6 protein-coding genes are annotated in these 5,155 nt (G+C 37.3%); 3 read left to right on the top strand and 3 right to left on the bottom strand.

Features of this window, described 5'->3' with window-relative positions; all coding sequences use genetic code 11:
* The first annotated feature begins 244 nt into the window (after window positions 1-244).
* The 3 genes from AC11ZT_RS10925 to AC11ZT_RS10915 are packed head-to-tail and all read left to right on the top strand — an operon-like array spanning window position 245 to window position 2,163.
* Window positions 245-1,060 (top strand): MerR family transcriptional regulator, encoded by an 816-nt coding sequence (locus AC11ZT_RS10925; protein ID WP_484059620.1) that lies wholly within the window; start codon window positions 245-247, stop codon window positions 1,058-1,060.
* A gap of 22 nt (window positions 1,061-1,082) precedes the next feature.
* Window positions 1,083-1,754, top strand: a complete 672-nt coding sequence (locus AC11ZT_RS10920) for a methyltransferase family protein (RefSeq protein ID WP_484059619.1) — start codon at window positions 1,083-1,085, stop codon at window positions 1,752-1,754.
* Window positions 1,755-1,788: 34 nt separating this feature from the next.
* Entirely contained in the window at window positions 1,789-2,163 is a 375-nt protein-coding gene (locus AC11ZT_RS10915; RefSeq protein ID WP_484059618.1) for a DnaJ family domain-containing protein, read from the top strand.
* 37 nt (window positions 2,164-2,200) lie between these two features.
* Here the strand turns inward: AC11ZT_RS10915 and AC11ZT_RS10910 are convergent, their stop codons facing one another.
* From AC11ZT_RS10910 to AC11ZT_RS10900, 3 genes are all read right to left on the bottom strand, one after another.
* On the bottom strand, window positions 2,201-2,899 hold the full coding sequence (locus AC11ZT_RS10910) for a YoaK family protein (RefSeq protein ID WP_484059617.1): 699 nt from the start codon (window positions 2,897-2,899) through the stop codon (window positions 2,201-2,203).
* 371 nt (window positions 2,900-3,270) lie between these two features.
* Window positions 3,271-3,963 (bottom strand): class I SAM-dependent methyltransferase, encoded by a 693-nt coding sequence (locus AC11ZT_RS10905; RefSeq protein ID WP_484059616.1) that lies wholly within the window; start codon window positions 3,961-3,963, stop codon window positions 3,271-3,273.
* A 25-nt stretch (window positions 3,964-3,988) separates the two neighbouring features.
* Window positions 3,989-5,155: MFS transporter (locus AC11ZT_RS10900; protein ID WP_484059615.1), on the bottom strand; the 1,167-nt coding region annotated here is incomplete at its 5' end.

Here is a 5,155-nt window from a genome sequence, read left to right as displayed (position 1 = left end):
CAAAAAAGACAATCGTTTTTTCAATTACGGGTAAGAATGTTAAAGAAGATAAGAGAATATAAAATTCAATTTTTATTTTACCTTCAGTCAAATCTAGGTAATCTAAAATAAAGAGAGCGTAGGAAACTTTTGCAAAAAGGTTGAAAAGCCCACAGGGAAGCACTTCGTTACCAATAATGATTTTTATGATTGATTTGACTCCACCCTTAGGGTAGAGTTTACAATGAAATCGAGGAGGATATAGGTGGATAATCAAATGAAAATCAGTGATTTTGTCAAATTAACTAGAAGTACATTAAAGACTGTGCTGTACTATCATAAAATTGGTATATTGCAAGAACCAAAACGTTCTGCAAGTGGTTATCGTTTGTATGGAGCAGACGAACTTGCTCGTATGAGAATGATTAAACACTTAAAACAATTAGGGCTAGACCTGAAACAAATAAAAGAAATAGTGGGAGATACACAGAGCCATAGAACTTTGCGAGAAGTACTGCAGTCATTGCAAGCTGAGCTTTTACATGAAAAAACGACGATTGAGGAGCAATTAGCAAAGATTGAACTATTACTAAGTCAAGAAGCAGTACAGCTTGAAGAAACTTCGTTTGACTCTGAATTATTTCAAATGGTTACACAAGCATTGGCACCAGAGCAAAGGGAAAAGTATATCGCATATCCTGAACTCTTTGATCAACAACGTAATATTTTTGGTATCCTAGAAGATTTTCAGTGGGGAGAAGATCACCAAGAAAATTTTAAATTAATGGCTGAATACTTTCAATCACATCCTGAGCAATTTCAAACAGCTCTAGAATTTGGCAGACGTCTTTCTAGATTGAAGCAAATGTCTGAAGACGATCCTGAAATTGAAATTCTGGCAAGGGAAGGTGCTGCATTTATAAAGAGTGTGCCTTTTCTAAAAGAAATGTTACATGATAAATCTGGATTTGGAAAAACGAATGAACTTTTATTCAATGAGATGGCAAAGAATGTTCTTTCCCCAGCTCAGATGAAACATAAGCAACTTATACAAAAATATCTTAATTATCGGCCAGAATGAAGTAATAAGGGAGGGAATCGAAATGGAAACTAATAGCGTGTCAAAGCTAAAGATGTATATCGTTCCAATGCTACTTATGATCGTTATGTGGATACTCTTATTTCTTCCTGCAGGCACAACGAAGTTTTGGGAAGCTTGGATTTTTTGGTTCGGTTTCTCTTTACTCACATTTTTCATTACAGTTTACTTTAGCAAAAAGAATCCTGAACTTTTAGCAAGACGAACGAAGGTTAGAGAAGAAGCTACTACTAAAAAAGCGCCTGCCTTTTTTAAACTATATTATATTGGATTTCTTATTCCGGGTATTGATTTCCGTTTTCATTGGTCTCATGAACCAATATGGCTTGTAATGGTATCAAACATGATTGTTTTTGCAGCATATATTTTTATTTTTGTTGTTTTTAAGGAAAATAGCTATGCTTCCACTGTTATTCAAGTAGAGAATGAACAGCATGTCATTACAACAGGTCCATATTCAATCGTTCGCCATCCGATGTACTTAGGAATGGTAATCATGTCTTTCTTTCTGCCACTGGCACTTGGATCTTATTTTGCAATCATACCGATGCTGTTCATACTACCTACCCTTTTATTCCGAATAAAAAATGAAGAAGCAGTGCTTTTAAGAGAGCTTAGCGGCTATAAAGAGTATTGCTTACAAACACAGTATCGACTTATTCCTTTCATTTGGTAAGAAAATCAAATTATTTTAAAAAGGGGAGACACATATGGGAAACAATCCTAATTTGATTGATCAGATTATCAAAGATTCCAAAATGGATGAAGAAGTAAAGAAAATCCCAGGATTCGGGAAACCCTTTCCGAACAGCTTCTTTAGCGGAGATGTATACAGTAATTTTTTAAATATAGCAAAAGATGCAGGTTACTTACCTCCTTGGATAAACTTGCAAAAGGAAATAAGGGAGAAAATTGCTTCAACATTGCAAATGATGGAACAGAACGGTATGGAATCAAAAATAAAAGATGCAATGGATGAAATAAACGTAAAAATAACCAAATATAATGAGGTTTGTCCGCCATCCATGCAACGCGGAAGAATAAGCTTAGAGAACATTGCAGATAGATATAAGTTTTGGGAATAAGAAGTTCGTCGTAATTTTTTAAGTACAACCATATTGTTTAAGAAGTCTGTAAACTAGATCTATAGAAAATTCCTATTATTAGGAGAAGGGTAGAGACGAACCAAATGGATTTAAGACCAACAAGTTGTATTAAAAATGCCCCGACTATAACACCAATTATAAAGGAAACGATTATAAACATAAATTTGAAAAACTGAATGGCTGCTTCCGTGTCTCCTGTGGTGATAGCGGTATAAATGGATTTCGTTACGGTCAATAAATTACCTGTTATCATTGTATTGCTATAAGGAGAATCCGAGATTTTTCGAAAATACGAATATTGAAGGGATGCAGCAAAAGAAAGCATGAATGTAACTGTATGATTCGAAACAGTGGGAGGTAATAAGCCGATTATTGTAAATAACAACATTTCCAATAAAATAATGGCTTTTCCTGATACCCCAGACATTCGTAGTTTCTTCCGGCGTTTCAATATTTCTGCAACTACAATTCCGAACATAAAGGCAATAATCGGAGGAATGTAAAGAATGGCTTGATTAAGATTTCCCTGAACCAAATTAATTCCGAATAAAACGAAATTGCCGGTTTGCACATTAGCAAATACTCCGTCTCTTGTGATAAAAGCATATGCGTCCAAAAAGCCACCGATCACGGTTAATAACATTCCAAAATAAATGGAGTTTGAAGGTAGAAACTTAGGATTTACTTTACCATTTGCTCTAAATAGGTTATTCATTATTGATTCCTTCGTTTTATGTCATCGTGTTGTTTTAGAAAAAGTATTCGCTACTTTCTCATTCTAGGTTTTACTTCTAACTCTTAATCAAAAAATTACCATTTATCTGTTGAATGAATCAGACCAAAATTATATCAATCATTTCAAAAAGTTTAAAGGCTTTATTCGCAAAAATTAGGCTGAAAAAGTTATTGTTAACAAAGAGTTCAAGAGTTACACATTTGGGTCGTTGCGAGGATTTTTTTGGTTGTGCTAACTGATGGTTTTTGTGAAAGAAGCTAATCGAACAAAAATAAATAAGAGCATGTTTTTTGCCAAAACATGCTCTTACCATTTGTCTTTAGATAAAGGATAGGATTGATTGTTTCATTTCACTTTATAGCAATCCATTTCGCAACAATAAAACCAGCGCCTTCTTCCTGTTGCTTTGCCGAACGTTCCTTCTCCAACGTATCAGCCTGTTCTTGTGAAATAAATTCATGAGGAGATACATATAATCCGAACCGAGTTAAGGATGGCTCGTCCTGATAGAGTTTGTTTATATCTTCTAAACCAAAGAAATGTGCTCCTGCAAAAACACTTTCCTTTTTTTCTTCTCCGCGTTTTTCATACATTTTAGCCCAATCGCTATGTTTGCCAATCATTCCGACTACCATTCGGCCTTCGGGTTTTAGCACTCTCATTCCTTCTGCTATCACATCGTTAGGAGAATCAACAAATTCAAGTACTAGGTTTGAAATGACTAAATCAAACGTATTGTCTTCAAAAGGGAGGTTATGAATGTCCCCTTCCATGAAATGAATGGATTGCTTTTGTTTTTCTGCTTTCTCTTTTGCTCTCTGCAGCATTTCAGGAGAAATATCAATACCCGTCACTTCTAGTCCGTGTAATGCTAGTACAAGAGAGTATATACCTGTTCCGCAACCAATATCCAAAGCCTGTTCTCCTGGTTTTAGGTCCGATAGTTCGACGATCATTTGTTTTTCTACGGTATCAACGAATGAACCAAGCGGGGTTTTGCACCACTCGTCATACGTTTTTGCAGAATGATCAAACAAAGCCATAGCTACATCACAACTCCTTTTGTATCTATTTGTTTAGTGTTTCCTTCATTCGAATGGCTACATTCACACCTGCTAGTAAAGGCAATAAGGCTACAAGACCGATACTCCACGTTACATTTAGTAGATCCGTCAAAATTCCTGCAAGAATTGCACCGAAAGCATAGCCGCTGTCACGCCAAAAACGGTATACGCCCATCGCAGAAGCACGCCAGTCTGGATGTGCCACATCACTTATGGCTGCTTGCAGAGTCGGATAAACCATGGCAGTTCCAAGTCCTAGTGCAATCGCACCGACTAACCAAGAGGTATAGGTACCGGTAAAAACAATCCACCAAATGCTGCTAGCTTGGATCCACATACCAGAAGCAATGAGCCATTTTCGGCCAATACGATCACTTAACGCTCCGGTGAATAGTTGGAAGAATCCCCATGCCGCTGGATAAAGCGCCACAATCACACCAATTTGACTAATAGAAAGACCAGCGTGTAGAAAGAATACGGGAAACAATCCCCAGGCCATGCCGTCTTTTAGATTGGTGGAAAGACCTGCAAAACTACAACTGGATAAGGTTTGATCTTTCCATGTTGTTTTACGAAAGATTTCTTTAGTAGACAGTTGCTCTTTAGGAAGAGCTTGTTTGTGCTTCTGTACTTGTAGTTTGATATAGTCACCTGTATCTTTTGTAAAAAAAGATAGGAGGAGACCGATTATACTGAATACAATGCCTAGATAAAATGGTTCTGGTCGCAACGAATAGTGGATAGCTACATAGCCGGAAAGCATAGAAGCGAGTGCTACGCCGCTATATCCAGCAAACTCATTCCAGCCAATGGCGATACCGCGCTGATTCGATTTCACTACATCAATCTTCATATTGACCGTCATCGACCAAGCAAGTCCTTGGTTAATACCAAGAAAAATATTAGCAACGACAATCCACCACCATGAAGGCGCCCAGATGACGAGAAGCGGGACAAATAAACCCATTGCCCAGCCAACAAGTAATACCCGTTTTCGTCCGATCCGGTCCGCAATTCCTCCGGCCATGAGATTAACAATCGCCTTTGTAAAGCCAAAACTTACAATAAAAGACAACGCACTACTTGCGGAAGCGAGTCCAAATACCTTTTCCCCGAGTAATGGCAAGACGGTACGTTCTAATCCTACCATTGAACCGACAAATAAGTTAAT

The sequence above is a fragment of the Ectobacillus sp. genome (assembly GCF_056992975.1).
The sequence above is the reverse complement of the archived record's forward strand: the minus strand, read 5'-3'. Positions and strand labels throughout refer to the sequence as shown.